This is a genomic window from Sphingobium sp. JS3065 (assembly GCF_026427355.1).
Classification (GTDB): domain Bacteria; phylum Pseudomonadota; class Alphaproteobacteria; order Sphingomonadales; family Sphingomonadaceae; genus Sphingobium.
Window position 1 is genome coordinate 632,231 of the sequence record NZ_CP102664.1, and the last position, 21,426, is coordinate 653,656.

At 63.3% G+C, this 21,426-nt stretch carries 21 protein-coding genes; all 21 read left to right on the forward strand.

What is annotated here, in order from left to right:
- Positions 1 to 21 precede the first annotated feature (21 nt).
- The 21 genes from NUH86_RS03080 to NUH86_RS03180 all read left to right on the forward strand — a co-directional run bounded on the left by NUH86_RS03080 (position 22) and on the right by NUH86_RS03180 (position 21,422).
- Positions 22 to 1,122 carry a L,D-transpeptidase family protein gene (locus NUH86_RS03080; RefSeq protein WP_267251222.1) on the forward strand — a complete coding sequence of 367 codons (1,101 nt, stop codon included), beginning with the start codon at positions 22 to 24 and terminating at the stop codon, positions 1,120 to 1,122.
- The gene (locus NUH86_RS03085; protein WP_267251223.1) at positions 1,119 to 1,688 is read left to right on the forward strand and encodes a M23 family metallopeptidase; all 570 of its coding nucleotides are present in this window, start codon (positions 1,119 to 1,121) and stop codon (positions 1,686 to 1,688) included. The genes NUH86_RS03080 and NUH86_RS03085 overlap by 4 nt, the downstream gene beginning before the upstream one ends.
- A gap of 100 nt (positions 1,689 to 1,788) precedes the next feature.
- Positions 1,789 to 2,352 carry an elongation factor P gene (gene efp, locus NUH86_RS03090; protein ID WP_066555738.1) on the forward strand — a complete coding sequence of 188 codons (564 nt, stop codon included), beginning with the start codon at positions 1,789 to 1,791 and terminating at the stop codon, positions 2,350 to 2,352.
- Positions 2,353 to 2,502: 150 nt separating this feature from the next.
- Positions 2,503 to 3,315: an inositol monophosphatase family protein gene (locus NUH86_RS03095; protein ID WP_267252018.1), complete on the forward strand. Its 813-nt coding sequence runs from the start codon at positions 2,503 to 2,505 to the stop codon at positions 3,313 to 3,315.
- Between the two features lie 129 nt (positions 3,316 to 3,444).
- Positions 3,445 to 3,819: an NADH-quinone oxidoreductase subunit A gene (locus NUH86_RS03100; protein WP_267251224.1), complete on the forward strand. Its 375-nt coding sequence runs from the start codon at positions 3,445 to 3,447 to the stop codon at positions 3,817 to 3,819.
- Positions 3,810 to 4,364 (forward strand): NADH-quinone oxidoreductase subunit B family protein, encoded by a 555-nt coding sequence (locus NUH86_RS03105; protein WP_323749002.1) that lies wholly within the window; start codon positions 3,810 to 3,812, stop codon positions 4,362 to 4,364. The genes NUH86_RS03100 and NUH86_RS03105 overlap by 10 nt, the downstream gene beginning before the upstream one ends.
- Before the next feature lie 127 nt (positions 4,365 to 4,491).
- On the forward strand, positions 4,492 to 5,268 hold the full coding sequence (locus NUH86_RS03110) for an NADH-quinone oxidoreductase subunit C (protein ID WP_267251225.1): 777 nt from the start codon (positions 4,492 to 4,494) through the stop codon (positions 5,266 to 5,268).
- Complete coding sequence (locus NUH86_RS03115; protein ID WP_267251226.1) at positions 5,268 to 6,503, forward strand: NADH-quinone oxidoreductase subunit D; 1,236 nt, start codon at positions 5,268 to 5,270, stop codon at positions 6,501 to 6,503. The genes NUH86_RS03110 and NUH86_RS03115 overlap by 1 nt, the downstream gene beginning before the upstream one ends.
- On the forward strand, positions 6,503 to 7,171 hold the full coding sequence (gene nuoE / locus NUH86_RS03120) for an NADH-quinone oxidoreductase subunit NuoE (RefSeq protein ID WP_267251227.1): 669 nt from the start codon (positions 6,503 to 6,505) through the stop codon (positions 7,169 to 7,171). The genes NUH86_RS03115 and nuoE overlap by 1 nt, the downstream gene beginning before the upstream one ends.
- 124 nt (positions 7,172 to 7,295) lie before the next feature.
- On the forward strand, positions 7,296 to 8,612 hold the full coding sequence (nuoF, locus tag NUH86_RS03125) for an NADH-quinone oxidoreductase subunit NuoF (protein ID WP_267251228.1): 1,317 nt from the start codon (positions 7,296 to 7,298) through the stop codon (positions 8,610 to 8,612).
- A 2-nt stretch (positions 8,613 to 8,614) separates the two neighbouring features.
- Positions 8,615 to 10,645 (forward strand): NADH-quinone oxidoreductase subunit NuoG, encoded by a 2,031-nt coding sequence (gene nuoG / locus NUH86_RS03130; protein WP_267251229.1) that lies wholly within the window; start codon positions 8,615 to 8,617, stop codon positions 10,643 to 10,645.
- Complete coding sequence (gene nuoH, locus NUH86_RS03135) at positions 10,642 to 11,691, forward strand: NADH-quinone oxidoreductase subunit NuoH (protein WP_267251230.1); 1,050 nt, start codon at positions 10,642 to 10,644, stop codon at positions 11,689 to 11,691. The genes nuoG and nuoH overlap by 4 nt, the downstream gene beginning before the upstream one ends.
- Positions 11,688 to 12,173 carry an NADH-quinone oxidoreductase subunit NuoI gene (gene nuoI / locus NUH86_RS03140; protein WP_037463273.1) on the forward strand — a complete coding sequence of 162 codons (486 nt, stop codon included), beginning with the start codon at positions 11,688 to 11,690 and terminating at the stop codon, positions 12,171 to 12,173. Before nuoH ends, nuoI begins: the two co-directional genes overlap by 4 nt.
- A gap of 29 nt (positions 12,174 to 12,202) precedes the next feature.
- Entirely contained in the window at positions 12,203 to 12,814 is a 612-nt protein-coding gene (locus NUH86_RS03145; protein ID WP_267251231.1) for an NADH-quinone oxidoreductase subunit J, read from the forward strand.
- 112 nt (positions 12,815 to 12,926) lie between these two features.
- Positions 12,927 to 13,232 (forward strand): NADH-quinone oxidoreductase subunit NuoK, encoded by a 306-nt coding sequence (gene nuoK / locus NUH86_RS03150; RefSeq protein ID WP_004211745.1) that lies wholly within the window; start codon positions 12,927 to 12,929, stop codon positions 13,230 to 13,232.
- A gap of 6 nt (positions 13,233 to 13,238) precedes the next feature.
- Complete coding sequence (gene nuoL, locus NUH86_RS03155; RefSeq protein ID WP_267251232.1) at positions 13,239 to 15,284, forward strand: NADH-quinone oxidoreductase subunit L; 2,046 nt, start codon at positions 13,239 to 13,241, stop codon at positions 15,282 to 15,284.
- On the forward strand, positions 15,284 to 16,855 hold the full coding sequence (locus NUH86_RS03160; RefSeq protein WP_267251233.1) for an NADH-quinone oxidoreductase subunit M: 1,572 nt from the start codon (positions 15,284 to 15,286) through the stop codon (positions 16,853 to 16,855). Before nuoL ends, NUH86_RS03160 begins: the two co-directional genes overlap by 1 nt.
- Positions 16,855 to 18,291: an NADH-quinone oxidoreductase subunit NuoN gene (gene nuoN, locus NUH86_RS03165; RefSeq protein WP_267251234.1), complete on the forward strand. Its 1,437-nt coding sequence runs from the start codon at positions 16,855 to 16,857 to the stop codon at positions 18,289 to 18,291. Before NUH86_RS03160 ends, nuoN begins: the two co-directional genes overlap by 1 nt.
- The gene (locus NUH86_RS03170) at positions 18,288 to 18,995 is read left to right on the forward strand and encodes a biotin--[acetyl-CoA-carboxylase] ligase (RefSeq protein WP_267252020.1); all 708 of its coding nucleotides are present in this window, start codon (positions 18,288 to 18,290) and stop codon (positions 18,993 to 18,995) included. The genes nuoN and NUH86_RS03170 overlap by 4 nt, the downstream gene beginning before the upstream one ends.
- A gap of 10 nt (positions 18,996 to 19,005) precedes the next feature.
- Entirely contained in the window at positions 19,006 to 19,785 is a 780-nt protein-coding gene (locus NUH86_RS03175) for a type III pantothenate kinase (RefSeq protein WP_267251235.1), read from the forward strand.
- Positions 19,785 to 21,422 carry a ribonuclease J gene (locus NUH86_RS03180; RefSeq protein ID WP_267251236.1) on the forward strand — a complete coding sequence of 546 codons (1,638 nt, stop codon included), beginning with the start codon at positions 19,785 to 19,787 and terminating at the stop codon, positions 21,420 to 21,422. Before NUH86_RS03175 ends, NUH86_RS03180 begins: the two co-directional genes overlap by 1 nt.
- The last annotated feature ends 4 nt before the right edge of the window (positions 21,423 to 21,426 follow it).

Consider the following 21,426-nt stretch of genomic DNA (forward strand, 5'->3'; position numbering starts at 1 on the left):
CATAATCGGGAGAGTATCGCCTTGAAAAACCATGCCCTGATCCTGTCGCTGCTATGCGCGGCCTGCAACATGACCGTGACGGAGGCGGATGAAAGCGCCCAGTCGAATGCGGCTTCCGGTCAGGCGAAGGAGACTTCGTCCCGGCCCGCCGCTCCGGCTGCCGATCCCTATGCCTTCGTCATCGTGCCGGAACCGGCGGGCGCGCCCGCGCGGGCGGAGGCAATGCTTCAGGCGCAGGTGGCGCTGGATCGCGCGGGCTTTTCGCCGGGCGTGCTGGATGGAAAGGAGGGCATGTCCTTCACGACAGCGCTCAAGGGCTTTCAGGAGGCCAGGGGACTGCCGACCACCGGGCAATATGATGCGGCGACGGCCAAGGCGCTGTTGGGCGACCGGCCGCAGCCCGCGACATGGCTGGTGAAGATTCCGGCCGGGTTCGCCAACGGACCGTTCTTCGCGATTCCCAAGGATTTGAACGATCAGGCGAAGCTGCCCGCGCTGGGCTATCGCAATCTGCTGGAGAAGCTGGCCGAACGGTTCCACACCAGGCCGGAGGCGCTGGTGGCGCTCAATGCGCCGAACACGAAGGTCGGCGCGGGCGCCATCATCCGCGTGCCCGCCATCGCCAACCAGCCGGTGGCGCGGATCGAAGGGGACGAGCGGGGCTGGGGCGCAATGCTCGCCAGTCTGGGCGTCGCCAAGGACCAGCCGCAGGCCGATCATATCGTCGTCGACAAATCGGACGGGGTGGTGAGGGCCTATGATGCGAATAATCGGCTGATCGCGCAGTTCCCCGCCACCATGGGGTCGCAACATGATCCTCTGCCGATCGGAACCTGGAAAATCAATGGGTTGAGCCGAAATCCTGATTTTCATTATAATCCCGATCTGTTCTGGGATGCGTCCTCCAGCGATCAGAAGGCGGTGCTGAAGCCCGGACCCAACGGACCTGTCGGCGTAGTGTGGATCGACCTTTCCAAACCGCATTACGGCATTCACGGCACGCCGGAGCCGCAGACCATCGGGCGAACGGAAAGCCATGGCTGCATTCGCCTCACCAATTGGGATGCGGCTCGGCTGGCGCAGATGGTGCAGTCCGGCGTGAAGGCGGTGTTTCAGGCATGAGGGCGCGCGGTTGGGCCGGGATCGGCCTGGCTGTCCTGCTTGGCGCCGCTTTTCTGAAGTTCTGCGTGCGGATCGTCCCTGCGGACGCACCGGGTCCGCTGGGGTCTTCGCAGCCCGCAGCGGCGGATGCGGGGCCGCTGCTGATCCCGGTGGCGGGCGTGCCTCCCACCGCGCTCAGCGACACTTTCACCCAGGCGCGGGCCAGCGGGGCGAGACCGCATGACGCGATCGACATCATGGCGGCGCGGGGCAGGGCCGTGCTGGCGGCGGCGGACGGGCGGATCGAAAAGCTGCTCTGGAGCGAGGAAGGCGGGCGGACCGTCTATCAGCGGTCCCCGGACCAGCGCAGAATCTATTATTATGCGCATCTGGACGGCTATGCGCCGGGGCTGGCCGAGGGGCAGGCGGTGCGGCGCGGCCAGCGGATCGCAAGCGTCGGCAGCACCGGCAATGCCGATCCGGCGGCGCCCCATCTGCACTTCGCGGTGCATGAGATGGCGCCGGGCGAAGCCTGGCATGGCGGACGACCGGTCAATCCCTACCCCCTGCTGGCGAAGCCGCGATAGTCGGCCCCCTCTTGCCCTTCGGCCCATCCCGATGTAAGGGCGCGGCCAGCCTCCAGAGGCCGGCTCTTTTCACCTTCAGACATATAGGCAGGCTCTTCCCATGAAGATCAGCGGCGTCGAGATTCGTCCCGGCAACAACATCGAATATGACGGCAGCCTGTGGCGCGCCGTGAAGATCCAGCACACGCAGCCCGGCAAGGGCGGCGCCTATATGCAGGTGGAACTCAAGAATCTGATCGACGGACGCAAGAACAATGTCCGTTTCCGTTCGGCCGAAACGGTCGAGCGCATCCGCCTCGACACCAAGGATTTCCAGTATCTCTATGCGGAGGGCGACATGCTCGTCTTCATGGACACGGAAACCTATGAGCAGATCAACCTGCCCCTGGACCTGATCGGCGATGCCGCCGCCTTCCTGCAGGACGGCATGATGGTCATCCTGGAAATGTATGAAGAGCGCCCGATCAGCGTGCAGCTCCCTGAAACCATCGAGGCGACGGTCGTGGAGGCCGACGCCGTGGTGAAGGGCCAGACCGCCTCGGCCAGCTACAAGCCCGCCATCCTCGACAATGGCGTCCGCGTCATGGTGCCGCCGCATATCGTCACCGGCACGCGCATCGTCGTCGATGTGTATGAGCGCGAATATGTGAAACGCGCGGACTAAAGACAAAAATCACCCCTCCCTCCCAGGGAGGGGAAGGGGGTGGGTGGCGAGCGTCAGCGAGCTTCCTGCCCTTTCCTTTTCAAGAACGCCGCTTGTGCGGCGACCCACCCCCAGCCCCTCCCTTGAAAGGGAGGGGGGAGAAAAATGGCAATGGTTTCCCATTCAGGCCTTCTGACCGTCATGGAACGCGCCGCGCGCAAGGCTGGCTCCAAGCTGCGCCGCGACTTCGGCGAGGTCGAGCATCTCCAGGTGTCCCGCAAGGGGCCGGCGGACTTCGTGACCAAGGCCGATCAGCAGGCTGAAAAGACCCTGGTCGAGGAATTGCAGAAGGCCCGGCCCGACTGGGGCTTCCTGTTGGAAGAGGGCGGCGAGATCGCGGGCGATCCGAACAAGCCGCGCTGGATCATCGATCCGCTGGACGGCACCACCAACTTCCTCCACGGCATCCCGCATTTCGCGATCTCCATCGCCGTCGAGGAGCCGCTTTTCGGCGGCAAGCGGGAAGTCACGACGGGCCTCATCTACCAGCCAGTCACCGACGAAAGCTATTGGGCGGAAAAGAGCCGGGGCGCATGGCGGCATGACCAGCGGTTGCGCGTGTCGGCGCGGCGCGACCTGGGCGAATGCCTGATCGCCACCGGCATTCCTTTCATGGGCCATGGCGATTTCGCGCAGTGGACGCGCATCTTCGGCGCCGTCGGGCCTTCGGTGGCGGGCATCCGCCGCTTCGGCGCGGCCTCTCTGGACCTCGCCCATGTCGCCTCCGGCCGTTATGACGGCTTTTGGGAGAGCGGCCTCCAGCCGTGGGACGTGGCGGCGGGGTTGCTCATGGTGCGGGAGGCGGGCGGTTTCGTGTCGGACTTCCGCGGAGGGGATCAGGCGATCGAGCGCAAGGAAGTCATAGCGGGCAATGACGCCATCCACAGCAAATTGCATAAGTTGGTGGCGGGAGCGCTGCGCTGACGGCGTGCCTCCGGCGGCGTGAACGGCTTGTCGCATTGTTGCGAATCATTCTCATGCCTCCGGGCCTTGCTTCGCATATGCGGCAGGCCTAAAGCGCGCCCGTAAGTCAAATTCGCCCAGGGGATTCCGTTGGTCGATCTAGCCCAATATCTGCCGATCCTGCTCTTTCTCGGGATCGCCATCCTGCTTTCGAGCGCATTCGTGTTCCTGCCGATGCTGGTGGGCCGCCTGACCGGCGCGCATCAGCCCGACCCGGCCAAGCTGTCGGAATATGAATGCGGCTTCCCGGCCTTCGAGGAACCGCGCAGCCAGTTCGACGTGCGTTTCTACCTCGTCGCGATCCTGTTCATCATCTTCGATCTGGAAGCGGCGTTCCTCTTTCCCTGGGCGGTCAGCCTCGACCAGATCGGCTGGGCCGGCTGGGCGACGATGATGATCTTCATAGCGGAGCTTGTGCTTGGCCTCGTCTATGCGTGGAAGAAGGGAGCACTCGATTGGGAGTAGAACTTGAGCGGCCCGCGCCCGGCACCTTGCTGCCCGCCGGAACCCAGCCCGACCAGGATTTCTTCAACGCGCTGAACGGCGAAGTGAGCGACAAGGGCTTTCTGGTCACTTCGACCGAGGAGCTGTTCCAGTGGGCGCGCACCGGATCGCTGTGGTGGATGACCTTCGGCCTCGCTTGCTGCGCGGTGGAGATGATCCACGTCAACATGCCGCGTTACGACATGGAGCGTTTCGGCGCTGCGCCGCGCGCGTCCCCGCGCCAGTCGGACGTGATGATCGTGGCGGGCACGCTGTGCAACAAGATGGCTCCGGCGTTGCGCAAGGTTTACGACCAGATGTCCAATCCGAAATATGTGATTTCGATGGGAAGCTGCGCGAACGGCGGGGGCTATTATCACTACAGCTATTCGGTAGTGCGCGGCTGCGACCGGATCGTGCCGGTCGACATCTATGTGCCGGGTTGCCCGCCGACCGCCGAAGCCTTGCTCTATGGCGTCATGCAGTTGCAGCGGAAGATCCGCCGGATCGGGACGGTTGAACGGTGAGCTGCGCTATGGATTTTTACCCGTTCGCCCAGAGCTTGTCGAAGGGTTCGGCTGAGCTTGTCGAAGCTGCTTCGCTGCGCTCGGCGGGGGGCTTCGATATGCTCAGCCCGAACGGGGGTGGGAAATAATGGGTCATTCTGCTCCCAAGATCGCGACCATCGACGGGATCGCGCAGGAAATCGCTGGGCTGCTGGGATCGATGCTGATCGAAACCGTCGATCAAGCCGATGAACTCAGCTTCACCGTCGTTCGGGAAAAGCTGGCCGATGCGATGGTCCTGCTGCGGGATCGCGCGCAATATCAGCAGCTCATGGAAATCGCGGGCGTCGATTATCCGGAGCGGCCGGAGCGCTTCGAGGTCTGCTACCATCTGCTCAGCGTCACGCGGAACCATCGCGTCCGGGTGAAGGTCGCCACCGACGAGGATACGCCCGTTCCCACCGTCACGCACATCTGGCCGGTCGCCGGCTGGCTGGAGCGCGAGGTGTTCGACATGTACGGCGTCATCTTCGAAGGTAATGCCGACCTGCGCCGCATCCTGACCGACTATGGTTTCAAGGGGCATCCGCAGCGCAAGGATTTCCCGCTGACCGGCTATGTCGAATTGCGCTATTCCGAAGAGGATAAGCGCGTGGTCTATGAGCCAGTCAAGCTGGCGCAGGACTTTCGCAGCTTCGACTTCATGTCGCCTTGGGAAGGCGCGCAATATGTGCTGCCCGGCGATGAAAAGGCTCCGCAGGCGCCCGGTGCGCCGAGCGCCGCGCCCGCTTCGGCGCCTCCGCCCGCCGCGCCCAAGGGCGAGCCGAAGGCGGACACGCCCAAGACGACCGACAAGCCGGGCGTGAGTGGTGCAGGCGAGCCCACTGACAGCGAGGCGAATAAAAAGTCTGAGGACAAGGCCTGATGTCCGACTATCTGGAAAAGCTGGACCACATCACCGACGCGGCGGACCCGACGTTTGGCGACACGGAAATCCAGAATTACACCATCAACTTCGGCCCGCAGCATCCCGCGGCGCACGGCGTTCTGCGTCTGGTCATGGAACTGGACGGCGAAATCGTCGAGCGTTGCGATCCGCATGTCGGCCTGCTGCATCGCGGCACCGAGAAGCTGATCGAATATAAGACCTATATGCAGGCGCTGCCCTATTTCGACCGGCTCGACTATTGCTCGCCGCTCGGCATGGAGCATAGCTATGTGCTGGCGATCGAGAAGCTGCTGAACCTGGAAGTGCCGCTGCGCGCGCAATATCTGCGCGTGTTCTTCGCGGAGCTGACCCGCATCTGCAATCACATGCTGAACCTGGGTTCGCACGTCATGGACGTAGGCGCGATGACGCCGAACCTGTGGCTGTTCGAAATCCGCGAGGATTGCCTCAACTTCTTCGAACGCGCTTCGGGCGCCCGCATGCACTCGGCCTGGTTCCGGCCGGGCGGCGTGCATCAGGATGTGCCGCTCAAGCTGCTGACCGATATTGCCGACTGGCTCGACACCCGCCTGCCGCGCCTGTTCGAAGACGCGATGAGCCTGGTCGTCGACAACCGCATCTTCAAGCAGCGCAATGTCGACATCGCCGTGGTCAGCAAGGAAGACGCGCTGAAATGGGGCTTTTCCGGCCCGATGATCCGTGGCTCCGGCATCCCCTGGGATATCCGCAAGGCGCAGCCCTATGACGTTTATGACCGGATGGAATTCGACGTTCCGGTCGGCACCAACTATGACTGCTATGACCGGTTCATGGTCCGCGTCGAGGAAGTCCGCCAGTCGGCGCGCATCATGAAGCAGTGCTTGAGCGAAATGCCCGAAGGGCCGATCGCCAGCTTCGACCGCAAGGTTTCGCCGCCCAAGCGTGGGGAAATGAAGCGGTCGATGGAAGCGCTGATCCATCACTTCAAGCTTTATACCGAGGGCTTCCACGTCCCGGCGGGCGAAGTCTATGTCGCGACCGAAAGTCCCAAGGGCGAATTCGGCGTCTATCTGGTCGCGGACGGCTCCAACAAGCCTTACCGCTGCAAGATCCGTCCGACGGCTTTCTCGCACCTTCAGGCGATGGATTTCATGATGAAGGGCCACATGCTGGCCGATACCACCGCTGTCCTGGGCGCCATGGACATCGTGTTTGGAGAATGTGACCGCTAATGGCTGACGCAGTTCATATCCCGGACGAGGCCGAAACGCGCGCGCGCTGGGGCGCGTTTACGTGGACGGCCGAAAATGCCGAACAGGCGAAGAAGGTCATCGCCCGCTATCCCGCCGGCCGTCAGCAGTCGGCGGTGATGCCGCTGCTCGACCTCGCCCAGCGTCAGGTCGGCGCGGAAACGCAGACCAACGGCTGGCTGCCGGTGCCGGTGATGGAATATATCGCCGACCAGCTCGAAATGCCGTACATGCGCGTTTACGAGGTCGCGACCTTCTATACCATGTACAACCTCGCGCCCGTGGGCCGTTACCATGTGCAGGTCTGCGGCACGACGCCCTGCATGCTGCGCGGCTCCGACGACGTGTTTTCGGCCTGCAAGAACAAGGGTCTGGTCAAGGGCGGCACCACGCCGGACGGCCTGTTCACGCTGACCGAGGTCGAGTGCCTCGGTGCTTGCGCCAACGCGCCGATGGTCCAGATCAACGACGATAATTACGAAGACCTGACCTATGACAGCATGAGCGCGATCCTCGATGATCTCGCCGCTGGCAAGCAGCCCAAGATCGGACCGCAGATCGAGCGTCAGACGAGCTGCCCCGAAGGCGGCCCGACCACGCTCAAGGAGATGGTCACCGAAAATCACGATTACAGAGGGCAGTGGGCATGACCTTTCCTCCGTTCGCGCCGAGCCTTTCGAAGGGCCAGCCTGAGCCTGTCGAAGGCTGCAATACCTCACTTCGTTCGGCAAAAGGCTTCGACAAGCTCAGCCCGAACGGTTCTGGAGTTTCGGCATGAGCGACGTCATCGCACCCCTTGCCGACAAGGATCGCATCTTCACCAACGTCTACGGCTTCCAGGATTGGGGCATCGACGCGGCAATGAAGCGCGGCGATTGGGATAACACCAGGAAGCTGATGGAAATCGGCCAGGACGAGATCATCGAGCGGATCAAGGCGTCCGGCCTGCGCGGCCGTGGCGGCGCGGGCTTCCCGACCGGCATGAAGTGGAGCTTCATGCCCAAGGAAAGCAAGGATGGCCGTCCGAGCTTCCTGGTCATCAACGCCGACGAATCCGAGCCGGGTTCGTGCAAGGACCGCGAAATCGTCCGCCACGATCCGCACAAGCTGATCGAAGGCGCGCTGATCGCCGGTTTCGCGATGCGCGCCCGCGCCGCCTATATCTATATTCGCGGCGAATTCATCTATGAGGCGAAAGTCCTCTTCGCCGCCGTCGAGCAGGCCTATGAAAAGGGTTTCCTGGGCAAGAATGCCTGCGGTTCCGGTTATGATTTCGACGTCTTCGTCCATCGCGGCGCGGGCGCCTATATCTGCGGCGAGGAAACCGCCCAGATCGAAAGCCTGGAAGGTAAGAAGGGCCAGCCGCGCCTGAAGCCGCCTTTCCCGGCGGGCGCGGGCCTTTATGGCTGCCCGACGACGGTGAACAATGTCGAATCCATCGCCGTGGGTCCGACTATCCTGCGTCGCGGTTCCGAATGGTTTTCCAGCTTCGGGCGGGAGAATAACAAGGGCACCAAGCTGTTCCAGATCAGCGGCCATGTGAACAAGCCCTGCGTCGTCGAAGAATCGATGGGCATCAGCTTCAAGGAACTGATCGACCGGCATTGCGGCGGCATTCGCGGCGGTTGGGACAATCTGCTGGCGGTGATCCCCGGCGGATCGTCGGTTCCGCTGGTTCCGGCCGCGCAGATCATGGACGCGCCGATGGATTTCGACGGGCTGCGCGCCCTCGGCTCAGGCCTCGGCACCGCTGCCGTCATCGTCATGGACAAGTCGACCGACATCGTCCGCGCCATCAGCCGTCTCTCCTATTTCTACAAGCATGAGAGCTGCGGCCAGTGCACGCCCTGTCGCGAAGGCACCGGCTGGATGTGGCGCGTGATGGAGCGGCTGCGCTCCGGCGACGCCGACATCAGCGAAATCGACATGCTCCAGCAGGTCACCAAGCAGGTCGAAGGCCACACCATCTGCGCGCTCGGCGACGCGGCGGCCTGGCCGATCCAGGGCCTGATCCGGCACTTCCGCCCCGAAATCGAGCGGCGGATCAATGAGAACAAGGGTAGCGCCCCCGTCATGGAGGCAGCGGAGTAACCATGCCGAAGGTCAAAGTAGACGGCGTAGAACTCGAAGTCCCGGCGGGCGCCACCGTCCTCCAGGCGTGCGAGCTGGCGGGGAAGGAAATCCCGCGTTTCTGCTATCATGAGCGGCTGAGCATCGCGGGCAATTGCCGCATGTGCCTGGTCGAGGTGAAGCCCGGACCGCCCAAGCCGCAGGCGTCTTGCGCGTTGCCGGCCGCGGAAAATCAGGAAATCTTCACCCAGACCGAAATGGTGAAGAAGGCGCGGGAAGGGGTGATGGAGTTCCTTCTCATCAACCACCCGCTCGATTGCCCGATCTGCGATCAGGGCGGCGAATGCGACCTTCAGGATCAGTCGGTGGCCTATGGCAAGGGCACCAGTCGCTTCGAAGAGAATAAGCGCGCCGTCACCGAAAAATATATGGGACCGATCGTCAAGACGGTCATGACCCGCTGCATCCAGTGCACCCGCTGCGTGCGCTTTGCGGAGGAAGTCGCGGGCGTGCCGGAAATCGGCGCCATCTATCGCGGCGAGAATATGCAGATCACCACCTATCTCGAACATGCCGCCAAGAGCGAGCTTTCGGGCAATGTGGTCGATCTTTGCCCGGTCGGCGCGCTGACGTCCAAACCCTATGCGTTCGAAGCGCGTCCCTGGGAACTCAAGAAGACCCACGCCATCGACGTGATGGACGCGGTTGGCACCAACATCCGCCTCGACAGCCGCGGTCGTCAGGTGCTGCGTGCCGTGCCGCGCATCAATGACGACGTGAACGAGGAATGGGCGAGCGACAAGACCCGGCACAATGTCGACGGTCTGGTTCGCAAGCGCCTCGACAAGCCCTATGTCCGCAAGGACGGCAAGCTGGTCGCAGCGACCTGGGCCGAAGCTTTCGCGGCTGTGGCCGCCGTCAAGCATGGCGGTTCGGTCGCGGCGCTGGCGGGTGATCTGCTCGACTGCGAGACCATGTTCGCGGGCAAGGCGCTGGTCGAAAAGCTGGGCGGTTCGATGCTCGAAGGGCGTCAGACCGGCCTTGCCTATGATGTGTCGAGCCTGTCGGCGGTGAATTTCAACACCACGCTGGCGGGCCTTGAGACTGCCGACGCGATCCTGCTGGTCGGCACCAATCTGCGCTGGGAAGCGCCGCTCGTGAACACCCGCATCCGCAAGGCGATCAAGAAGGGCGCGAAGGTCTTCGCCCTCGGCCCGCAGGTCGACCTCACCTACAAGGTGGAATGGCTGGGCAATGATGCTTCGCTGCTGGCGAAGCTGCCGGAATCGGTGGTCGAGGCGTTCGGCCAGGCGGCGCGTCCGGCGATGATCGTCGGCGGCGGCGTGCTGGCGAAGGACGGTGCGCATGGCGATACGCTGGCGCTGGTCGAGACGCTCGGCCTGATCAAGGACGCCGCTTCGACAGGCTCAGGACAGGGCTGGAACGGTTACAACGTCCTGCACTTCGCGGCGGCGCGCATGGGCGGGCTGATGCTCGGCTATGCGACGCAGGGCGGCATCAAGGCGGTGGCGGCGGCCAAGCCCAAGCTGCTCTTCTCGCTGGGCGCGGACGAAGTCGACTATGCGGCGTTCCCCGACAGCTTCAAGGTCTATGTCGGCCACCATGGCGACAAGGGCGCGCATGCAGCGGACGTGATCCTGCCGGGCGCCAGCTACGCCGAAAAGGCGGGCACCTACGTCAATCTGGAAGGCCGGGTGCAGCGCGGCGAAAAGGCAGTGTTCGCGCCGGGCGACGCCCGCGAGGACTGGTCGATCCTGCGCGCCTTGTCCGAAGTGCTGGGCGCGACCCTGCCCTTCGACAGTTTCGAGGCTCTCCGCGTTGAAATGGCGAAGGCGGTTCCGGCGCTCGCGCAAGAGGGTCTGGCCGATTATGGCTGGTCCGCGCCAAAGCTGCCGACCGGCGCGACCGGCGAATTCGGTTCGCCGATCAAGGATTTCTACCTGACCAACGCCATCTGCCGCGCCAGCCCGACGATGCAGCAATGCTCCGCCGAACTGATCCATGGTCAGACTTTTGCGGAGGCCGCAGAGTGACCGCTTTCTTCCAAAATCTCGGCCTGCCGTTCGAAGGCGCCTGGCTGCTTTCGACGATCATCGGCATTTTGGTGATCGCTCTGCCCCTGATGCTGGCGGTGGCGATGATCATTTATGCCGACCGCAAGATCTGGGCGGCGATGGCGCTGCGCCGCGGTCCGAACGTCGTCGGCCCCTTCGGCCTGCTCCAATCGTTCGCGGACGGCGCCAAGGTCTTCCTTCAGGAAACCATCATCCCCTCGGCATCGAACCGGACCTTGTTCCTGATCGCGCCGATCATCACCTTCACCGTCGCGCTGATGGCCTGGGCGGTCATTCCGTTCCAGGTGGGCGTGGTGCTGGCCAACATCAATGTCGGCCTGCTCTACATCCTCGCCATCTCATCGCTCGGCGTCTATGGCGTGGTGCTGTCGGGCTGGGCGTCCAACTCCAAATATCCCTTCTATTCCGCGATCCGCGCCAGCGCGCAGATGATCAGCTATGAAGTCTCGATCGGGTTCATCCTGATCTGCGTCGTCCTGTGGGCGGGCAGCTTCAACCTGACCCAGATCGTCGAAAGCCAGAAGGGCTATTATGGCTTCTTGAACGGCAACGGCTTCAACCCGCTGCTCTTCCCGATGGCGATCATGTTCCTGATCTCGGCCATGGCGGAAACGGCGCGTGCGCCCTTCGACCTGACCGAAGCGGAATCGGAACTCGTCGCCGGTTACCAGACCGAATATTCGTCCATGGCCTTCGCGCTGTTCTGGCTGGGCGAATATGCGAACGTCATCCTGATGTGCGCCTTGAACGCGATCCTGTTCTGGGGCGGTTATCTGCCGCCGTTCGACTGGGCGCCGCTCTATTATGTACCGGGCATCGTCTGGCTGTTCGCCAAGATCCTGTTCTTCTTCTTCGTCTTCTCCTGGGTGAAGGCGACGGTGCCCCGTTACCGTTACGACCAGCTTATGCGGCTGGGCTGGAAGATTTTCCTGCCGACCTCGCTGCTGTTCGTCTTCCTGGTTTCGGGCTTCCTCATGCTGACGCGCTATGGAGGCGCACAATGAGCCTCGGTTACTACGTCAAAAGCTTCACCCTCTGGGAGTTTGTGAAGGCGCACTGGCTGACCTTGAAATATTTCTTCAAGCCCAAGGCGACGATCAACTATCCGTACGAGAAGAACCCGATTTCGCCGCGCTTCCGGGGTGAACATGCGCTGCGCCGCTACCCCAATGGGGAAGAACGCTGCATCGCGTGCAAGCTGTGCGAGGCGATCTGCCCGGCGCAGGCAATCACCATCGAGGCGCAACCGCGCGAGGACGGCAGCCGCCGCACAACGCGGTACGACATCGACATGACCAAGTGCATCTATTGCGGCTTCTGCCAGGAAGCCTGCCCGGTGGACGCGGTGGTCGAGGGGCCGAATTTCGAGTTCGCGACCGAAACCCGCGAGGAGCTGATCTACGACAAGGCCAAGCTCCTTGAAAATGGCGACAAGTGGGAGCGGGCGATCGCCGCGAACCTTGCCGCCGATGCACCCTATCGTTAAGCCGCCGGCGTCAAAGGGAATATGATCCTGTGATTCACGTCCTCGCCTTCTACCTGTTCGCCATTTTGGTGGTGAGCAGCGGCGCGCTCACGATATTGTCGCGCAATCCAGTCCATTCGGTCCTCTGGCTGATCCTGGCCTTCTTCAACGCGGCGGGCCTGATGGTCCTGCTGGGCGCAGAATTCATCGCGATGCTGCTCGTCATCGTCTATGTCGGCGCGGTCGCCGTGCTGTTCCTGTTCGTGGTCATGATGCTCGACATCGACTTCGCCGAACTGCGCGCCGGTTTCGTCAACTACCTCCCGTTCGGGCTGCTGATCGCCTTCGTGCTGCTGGCGGAGATCGTTCTGGGCATCGGCCTGTGGAGCGCCGGTCCCATCGAACTGGCGCAGCGCGCCGCGCCGGTGAACCCGGAACTTTCGAACATCCAGGCAATCGGCGGGCTGCTCTACACCCGCTATATCTTTCTGTTCGAAGCGGCGGGCATCGTGTTGCTGGTCGCGATGATCGGCGCGATCGTGCTGACCCATCGTGCCCGCGGCGGCGTGAAGGGCCAGAATATCGCGAAGCAGAACCGCCGCCGTCCGCAGGATGCCGTGCGCAACGTCAATCAGCCCGTGGGGCAGGGGGTGGAATTGTGATCAATCCCAACCGCGTCATGCCAGCGCAGGCTGGCATCTCGTGCCTCATCGCGCAACGGCCTCAGGCCCCGGCTTTCGCTGGGGTGACGGCCTCGTTTCAGGGGATGCCGTCATGATCGGCCTTCAGCACTATATGGTGGTCAGCGCGATCCTCTTCGTGATGGGCGTGCTGGGCATCTTCATCAATCGCAAGAATGTCATCATCATCCTGATGGCGATCGAACTGATCCTGCTCAGCGTGAACATCAATCTCGTCGCCTTCAGCGCCTTCCTGGGCGATCTGGTCGGCCAGGTGTTCAGCATGTTCGTGCTGACCGTCGCGGCGGGAGAGGCGGCCATCGGCCTTGCCATCCTCGTCATTTACTTCCGTGGTCGCGGCACCATCGCCGTCGACGATGTCAACCGGATGAAGGGCTAAAGCTCGATGATCCAGCTTATCGTCCTTCTCCCGCTGCTGGCTGCTGCCATCGCCGGTCTTGGCAACAAGGCCCTTGGCAAGCTGCCTGCAAAGATCGTTACCACCGGCGCGCTATTCGCATCCTGCGCGATGAGCTGGCCGATCTTCATCGGCTTCCTGACCGGCCATGCCGAACCCACTGTGGCGCCGGTCTTCACCTGGATCCAGTCGGGCAGCTTCGATGCCCAATGGGCGCTGCGGGTCGACACGATGACGGCGGTCATGCTGGTGGTCATCACCAGCGTGTCCAGCCTCGTCCACCTCTATAGCTGGGGCTATATGGAGGAGGAGCCGGATCAGCCGCGCTTCTTCGCCTATCTGTCGCTCTTCACCTTCGCGATGCTGATGCTCGTGACGGCGAACAATCTGTTGCAGATGTTCTTCGGCTGGGAAGGCGTGGGCCTCGCCTCCTATCTGCTGATCGGCTTCTGGTTCCGCAAACCCTCCGCCAATGCCGCTGCGATCAAGGCGTTCGTCGTCAACCGCGTCGGCGATCTTGGCTTCATGATGGGCATTTTCGGCACCTATCTGGTGTTCAACACCATCTCCATCCCGGAAATCCTGGCCGCCGCGCCCTCCATGGCCGGTTCGACCATCGGTTTCCTGGGCCACCGTTTCGACACCATGACCGTGCTCTGCCTGCTGCTGTTCGTAGGCGCCATGGGCAAGTCGGCGCAGTTGGGCCTCCACACCTGGTTGCCGGACGCAATGGAAGGCCCGACCCCGGTGTCCGCGCTGATCCACGCGGCCACCATGGTGACCGCAGGCGTGTTCATGGTGTGCCGCCTGTCGCCCATGTTCGAAACCTCGCCCACGGCCCTGGGGTTCGTGACCTTCATCGGCGCGGCCACCTGTCTGTTCGCGGCGACCGTGGGCACGGTGCAGAACGACATCAAGCGCGTCATCGCCTATTCGACCTGTTCGCAGCTTGGCTACATGTTCTTCGCGGCGGGCGTCGGCGCTTATGGCGCGGCGATGTTCCACCTCTTCACCCACGCCTTCTTCAAGGCGCTGCTGTTCCTGGGCGCGGGTTCGGTCATCCATGCGATGCACCATGAACAGGACATGCGTTACTATGGCGCGTTGCGGAAGGAGATCCCGATCACCTTCTGGACGATGACGCTGGGCACGCTGGCCATCACCGGCGTCGGCCTTCCGCTCGTCGGCGTGGGTTTCGCGGGCTTCTATTCGAAGGACGGCATTCTCGAAGCGGCCTATGCTTCGGGCGGTGCGGGCGTCGGCGCCTATCTGGTCGGCGTATTCGCGGCGCTGCTCACCAGTTTCTATAGCTGGCGTCTGGTGTTCCTGACCTTCTTCGGCAAACCGCGCTGGGCCGCTTCGGAGCATATCCAGCACGCAGTCCACGGCCATCATGAATCGCCGGAGGAAGAAACCGAGCATGACGGCCATGGCCATCATGATGATCACGGCCACGAACCGACCGGCACGGCGGGTTATCATCCGCATGAAAGCCCGTGGGTCATGCTGATCCCGCTGGTGGTGCTGAGCCTGGGCGCGGTGTTTGCGGGCTTCCTTTTCCACGACCAGTTCATCGGTTCGGAAGGCGGCGTCGAATTCTGGAAGGGTGCGCTCGCGTTCGACAGCCATCTGATGCACGCCGCTCATGAAGTGCCGACCTGGGTCAAGTTCGGTCCGTTCACGGTGATGCTGACGGGTCTGGTGATCGCCTGGCTGGCATATCTCAAATATACCGACTGGCCGCGGCGCTTCGTCGCCACGTTCAGCGCGCTCTACCAGTTCCTGCTCAACAAATGGTATTTCGACGAGTTGTACAACTTCATCTTCGTCAAGCCTGCCTTCGCCATCGGCCGCTTCTTCTGGAAGTTCGGTGACGTGGGCTTCATCGACCGCTTCGGACCCAACGGTCTGGCCGCGCTGGTCGTGCAGGGCAATAAAGTCACCCGTCGGCTTCAGTCCGGCTACCTCTATACCTACGCGCTGGTGATGCTGATCGGCCTCGCCGCGGCCGCAACCTGGGCGATGACACGATAATGGACGGCTTCCCCATCCTTTCCCTGATGATGGCAGTGCCGATGGCGGGGGCCATCGCCTGCCTGTTCGCAGGCGCCAATCAGGCCCGCTGGATCGCGTTGCTCGCAACGCTGGCCGATCTGGTGCTGGGCATTATCCTCTGGATGAACTTTGACCAGTCGGGCGGTGCGGCCCAATGGCAGTTCCAGGAATATGCGCCGATCTTCGGGCGTTTCGCCTGGGCGCTGGGCATTGACGGCATCGCGCTGCTGCTGATCGCGCTGACCGTGTTCCTGATGCCGATCTGCATCGGCGCAAGCTGGCTCTCGATCGAGAAGCGCGTACAGGAATATATGGCCGCTTTCCTGTTCATGGAGGTGCTGATGATCGGCGTCTTCACGGCGCAGGATCTCTACCTCTTCTACATCATGTTCGAAGCCGGCCTGATCCCGATGTATCTGATCATCGGCATCTGGGGCGGCGCGGATCGCATCTACGCTTCGTATAAATTCTTCCTCTACACGCTGCTCGGATCGGTGCTGATGCTGATCGCGATGATGTGGATGGTGCATGAAGCGGGCACGACCGACATCCCGACGCTGATGGCCTATAATTTCGATCCGCACATCCAGACCTGGCTGTGGCTGGCCTTCTTCGCCAGCTTCGCGGTGAAGATGCCGATGTGGCCGGTCCATACCTGGCTGCCCGACGCGCACGTTCAGGCGCCGACGGCCGGTTCGGTCATTCTGGCGGGCGTGCTGCTGAAGATGGGCGGTTACGGCTTCATCCGTTTCTCGCTGCCCATGTTCCCGGAAGCCTCGGCGCAGTTGGCGCCGCTGGTCTGGGGCCTGTCGATGGTCGCGGTGGTCTATACCAGCCTCGTCGCGCTGGTGCAGTCGGACATGAAGAAGCTGATCGCCTATTCGTCGGTTGCGCATATGGCGATCGTCACTATCGGCCTGTTCGCCTTCAACCAGGCCGGTCTGGAAGGCGCGATGATGGTGATGCTGGGCCATGGTCTGGTGTCGGGCGCGCTGTTCCTGTGCGTCGGGGTCATCTATGACCGGCTGCATACGCGGGAGATCAACCGCTATGGCGGCCTCAGCATCAACATGCCGAAATATGCGGTGCTGTTCATGCTGTTCACCATGGCGTCGGTCGGCTTGCCGGGCACGAGCAATTTCGTCGGTGAATTCCTGTCGTTGATGGGCATTTACCAGGCGTCTAGCTGGGTCGCGCTGGTCGCCACCACGGGCATCATCCTGGGCGCGGCCTATATGCTCTATCTCTATCGCCGCATTTGCTATGGCGAACAGAAGAATGCGGACGCGGCGGCCATGCCCGATCTGTCGATGCGGGAAATGTGGCTGCTGGCGCCCATCGCCGCGGCTGTGCTGTGGATGGGCGTCTATCCGGAGAGCTTCCTGGCGCCGATGCGTCCGGACATCCGCGCTCTGGAAGCCCGCCTCGCCCCCGCCGCTCCGGCGGGAGATTCCCAGATCAAGATGGGCGCGCCCAAGCCTGTCGAGGACGCCCACCATGAAGAAGCACCCGCAATGTCTCATGAAGAAGCGTCGGGGGAGGCGCACTGATGATTGATTCCGCTTCCCTTCTGGCGGTCCTGCCGGAACTGATATTGACGGCTGGCGGCCTGATCCTGATGCTGATCGCGGCCTATGGCGGCGACAAGTCGGCGCGGGTCGTCAACTGGTTGTCGGTCGTCACCCTGATCGTCGCGGGTCTGGCGTTGACCTGCTCGCTGGCCCATGGGCCGGTGGCCTTTGACGGGCTGGTCCGCGCCGACGCCTTCTCTGTCTTCGCCAAGGCGCTGATCTATGGCGCGGCGGCGGCGGCGATCCTGCTCGCTCCGCGTTATTTTTCGGTCGGTGGCGTCCCGCGCCCCGAATATCCGGTACTGATCCTCTTCGCCGCCATCGGCATGGGGATGATGGTGTCGGCGGGCGACATGCTGACTCTCTATGTCGGTCTCGAAATGAACAGCCTTGCCTCCTATGTGCTGGCAAGCTTCATGCGGCAGGATGAGCGGTCCTCCGAAGCGGGCCTTAAATATTTCGTCCTGGGGTCGCTGGCGAGCGGCATCCTGCTTTACGGCATTTCGCTGCTCTACGGCTTCACCGGCAGCACGGCGTTTGACGGCATCGCCGTCGCGCTGGGCGACGGCGTGTCGAAGGGCGAGCTGTTCGGCCTGGTCTTCGTGCTGGCGGGCCTGGCGTTCAAGATCAGCGCCGTGCCGTTCCACATGTGGACACCGGACGTCTATGAAGGCGCGCCGACCCCGGTGACGACCTTCTTCGCCAGCGCGCCCAAGGTCGCGGCCATCGGCCTGACCGTCCGCGTGGCGATAGAGGCGCTGGGTCCGGCGGGTCTGGACTGGCAGCAGATCGTGATCTTCGTGGCGCTGGCCTCGATCCTGTTCGGCGCGGTCGCGGCCATCGGCCAGACCAACATCAAGCGTCTGATGGCCTATTCGTCCATCAACAATGTCGGTTTCGCGCTGATCGGCCTGGCTGCGGGCACACCGGCTGGGGCGGCGGCGACGATGAGCTATATGGCGATCTATGTCGTCATGACCATCGGCGGCTTCGCCTGCATCCTCCAGATGCGCGATGCCGACGGCAAGCCTGTCGAGACCATCGCCAGCCTTGCGGGACTGTCGCGTTCGCGCAAGGGGCTGGCGGCGGCGCTGGCGATCTTCATGTTCTCCATGGCGGGCATTCCGCCGCTCTTCGGCTTCTGGGCGAAGTTCCTGGTGTTCGACGCGGCGGTCGCGGCGGGCCTGACGGCGCTGGCGGCTTTCGGCATCGCCATGTCGGTAATCGGCGCCTTCTATTATCTGAAGATCATCAAGACGATGTATTTCGACGAACCGGCCGCGCCCTATGAAGCGCGGGGCGGGGCGGTCGAGAATGTCATATTGACGGCCTGCGCGGCGGTGATCGTCTTCGGTTACTTCCTCAACCCGCTGCTCGACAAGGCGAGTGCGGCGGCAGCGGCGTCGCTGTTCTGACCGAGCTTCGTTTCGTAGAGGAAACCGGCTCCACCAATGCCGACATGCTGGCGTTGGCGGAGCAGGGCGTTCCCGAAGGCTGCTGGCTGCGCGCCGGACGCCAGACCGGCGGGCGGGGCCGCATGGGACGCGACTGGGAAAGCCCCGACGGCAATCTTTACTGCTCCACCGTGATCCGCCTGCGGGACGGCGATCCGTTGCCCCACACGCTGGCGCTGGTCGCTGCCAACGCCGTGCATGCGCTGGTGGCGCCGCTGTGCGCCGGTCAGGCACGGATCAAATGGCCCAACGACATTCTGGTCGATGGCGCGAAGATCGCCGGCATCCTGCTGGAACGGGCGGGGGACGCCATCGTCGCGGGCATCGGCATCAACGTGACAGGGCATCCCGCCGGATTGGACCGTCCGGTGACGAGCCTCTTCGCACAGGGAGCATCGGATGCCGATGCGGCTGTACTGCAAGTCCGGCTGGCCGAACTGTTCGCCCATTGGCTCGCAATCTGGCGGGCGCAGGGGCTGGAGCCGGTGCGGACGCATTGGCTGCTCAACGCCCATCCCACCGGCACGCCGATGCGGGTGGTGCAGCCCGATGGCGAGACGGTGGAGGGCAATTTCGAAACCCTCGACCGGCACGGCATGCTGATCCTGCGCTTGGCGAATGGGCAGAGCCGTGCCATTCATGCCGGCGATATCTTTCTCATCTGAGGATCAGGCCATGCTTCTCGCGATCGACGCGGGCAATACCAATGTGGTTTTCGCGCTGCTGGAGGGGCGGGAGATACGCGCCCGCTGGCGCATCGCCACCGATCCCCGGCGCACGGCGGATGAATATGCGGTCTGGCTGAACCAGCTTCTGATGCTGGAGGGTTATAAGATCGCCGATGTGGAGGCGGTGATCATCGCCACGGTCGTGCCCCGCGCCCTGCATAATCTTCAGGTGCTGGCGGAGAAATATTTCAAGACGACCGCGCTCGTTGCCGGTCAGGCGCCGGTGGAATGGGGCATCGAACTCGATGTGGCGGAACCGGCTTCGGTCGGTGCGGACCGGGTTGTAAACGCCATCGCCGCCCACCATCTCTATCGCGAAGACCTGATCGTCATCGATTTCGGAACGGCGACGACCTTCGACGTCATCGACTATCATGGCGCTTACAAGGGCGGCATCATCGCGCCGGGCATCAACCTGTCGCTGGATGCGCTGGTGACCGCCGCCGCGAAGCTGCCGAAGATCGCGATCGCGCCGCCGGAAAGCCGGTCGGTTATCGGTCGCACGACGGAGGCGCAGATGCTGATCGGCGTCTTCTGGGGCTATGTGGCGATGATGGAGGGGCTGGTCGCCCGCATGCGCGCGGAGATCGGCCGTCCCGCCAAGGTGATTGCAACGGGGGGCCTGGCGGTCCTCTTCGATGACAATAGCGACATTTTCGATGCGATCGCGCCCGATCTCACGATCCTGGGCCTCGCTTCATTGTATGAACGGAGTTTGAAAACATAATGACACCTGGAAATGAGCTGATCTTCCTGGCCCTTGGCGGGTCGGGGGAGATCGGCATGAATGTGAATCTCTACGGTTGCCAGGGCAAATGGGTGATGGTCGACCTGGGCCTGACCTTTGCCGATCCGGCCTATCCGGGGGTTGATCTGGTGCTGCCGGACCTCGCCTTTATCGAGGAACGCAAGGACGACCTGCTCGGCATCGTGCTGACCCATGGGCATGAGGACCATATCGGCGCCATTCCCTATCTCGCCGCCGATCTTGGCGTGCCGCTTTATGCGACGCCTTTCACCGCGGGCCTTATCCGGCTGAAGCTGGAGGAAGAGGGGCTGAGCAGGGAGGTCGAACTCAACGTCATCGACAATGAGGGCAGCTTCGCGCTGGGGCCGTTCGGCTTCCGCTATGTGCCGCTGGCCCACTCCATCCCGGAAGGCAATGCGGTGCTGATCGACACGCCTTATGGGAAGATTTTCCATACCGGCGACTGGAAGCTGGATGAGACGCCGCTTCTCGGCCAGCCCTCCACCCCGGCGGAATTGACCGCGATCGGCGATGAGGGCGTGCTGGCGCTGGTGTGCGACAGCACCAATGTCTTCAACCCCGAAGCCAGCGGGTCCGAAGGCGATGTGCGCGAAGGGCTGATGGAAACGATCAAGGGCGCGAAGGGGCGCGTGCTGGTCACGACCTTCGCCTCCAACGCGGCGCGCCTGCAAACCTTGGGGGAGGTCGCCAACGCGGTGGGGCGCAAGCTCTGCGTGGCGGGGCGGTCGCTCGACCGGATCATCTCGACGGCGCGGACGGCGGGCTATCTCAAGGATTTCCCGCCGACCGTCGATTGGGACGATGTCATGGCGCTGCCCCACAATGAGGTGATGATCATCGCAACCGGCGGGCAGGGGGAGGCGCGGGCCGCCCTGTCCCGCATCGCCTTCGACAGCCATCCGATCAAGCTGGACGAGGGCGATCTGGTCGTCTTCTCCTCCAAGCAGATTCCGGGCAATGAAATCGCCATCGGGCGCATCCAGAACGCGCTGGCGGCCAAGGGCGTGCTGATGGTGACGGATCGCCAGGCGGAGGTGCATGTCTCCGGCCATCCGGGGCGGCCCGAATTGCAAGCCATGTACCGCTGGGTGCGGCCGCAGATCCTGCTGCCCGTGCATGGCGAGCGGCGGCACATGGCCGAACAGGCGCGGCTGGGCCTGGCAAGCGGCGTGCCCTCCGCCGTGGTGCAGTCCAATGGCGACCTGTTGCGTCTGGCCCCCAACGGACCGCAGATCATCGGTCAGGAAACGACCGGACGGCTGGTGCTGGACGGCGACGTCATCCTGCCGGCGGACGGATCGACCATGAACGAACGGCGCAAGATCGCGCTGCACGGCCAGATCAGCGTCGCGGTGGCGATGGATGGCAAGGGGCGGGTGATCGGCACGCCGGCCTTGCGCACCCAGGGCGTACCGGTGGAAGAGGACAAGGCGGCCTTTCTGGAGGAAGCCGCGGATGAAGCCGCCAGCGCGGTCGCCAAGGGATCGCGCGAAGAGGACGCCTTGCGCGAGCGGGTGCGGCTGGCGGTGCGGCGCACGGCGACGCGCTGGACCGGCAAGAAGCCGGTGGTGGACGTGCTGCTCATTCAAGCCTAAGCCT

Coding starts and splice junctions, on each gene's coding strand:
- NUH86_RS03115 (WP_267251226.1), top strand. CDS start 5,268: ATGTCCGACTATCTGGAAAAGCTGGACCACATCACCGACGCGGCGGAC.
- nuoK (WP_004211745.1), top strand. CDS start 12,927: ATGATCGGCCTTCAGCACTATATGGTGGTCAGCGCGATCCTCTTCGTG.
- nuoG (WP_267251229.1), top strand. CDS start 8,615: ATGCCGAAGGTCAAAGTAGACGGCGTAGAACTCGAAGTCCCGGCGGGC.
- NUH86_RS03160 (WP_267251233.1), top strand. CDS start 15,284: ATGGACGGCTTCCCCATCCTTTCCCTGATGATGGCAGTGCCGATGGCG.
- NUH86_RS03095 (WP_267252018.1), top strand. CDS start 2,503: ATGGTTTCCCATTCAGGCCTTCTGACCGTCATGGAACGCGCCGCGCGC.
- nuoF (WP_267251228.1), top strand. CDS start 7,296: ATGAGCGACGTCATCGCACCCCTTGCCGACAAGGATCGCATCTTCACC.
- NUH86_RS03110 (WP_267251225.1), top strand. CDS start 4,492: ATGGGTCATTCTGCTCCCAAGATCGCGACCATCGACGGGATCGCGCAG.
- NUH86_RS03180 (WP_267251236.1), top strand. CDS start 19,785: ATGACACCTGGAAATGAGCTGATCTTCCTGGCCCTTGGCGGGTCGGGG.
- nuoE (WP_267251227.1), top strand. CDS start 6,503: ATGGCTGACGCAGTTCATATCCCGGACGAGGCCGAAACGCGCGCGCGC.
- nuoN (WP_267251234.1), top strand. CDS start 16,855: ATGATTGATTCCGCTTCCCTTCTGGCGGTCCTGCCGGAACTGATATTG.
- nuoI (WP_037463273.1), top strand. CDS start 11,688: ATGAGCCTCGGTTACTACGTCAAAAGCTTCACCCTCTGGGAGTTTGTG.
- NUH86_RS03175 (WP_267251235.1), top strand. CDS start 19,006: ATGCTTCTCGCGATCGACGCGGGCAATACCAATGTGGTTTTCGCGCTG.
- nuoL (WP_267251232.1), top strand. CDS start 13,239: ATGATCCAGCTTATCGTCCTTCTCCCGCTGCTGGCTGCTGCCATCGCC.
- efp (WP_066555738.1), top strand. CDS start 1,789: ATGAAGATCAGCGGCGTCGAGATTCGTCCCGGCAACAACATCGAATAT.
- NUH86_RS03085 (WP_267251223.1), top strand. CDS start 1,119: ATGAGGGCGCGCGGTTGGGCCGGGATCGGCCTGGCTGTCCTGCTTGGC.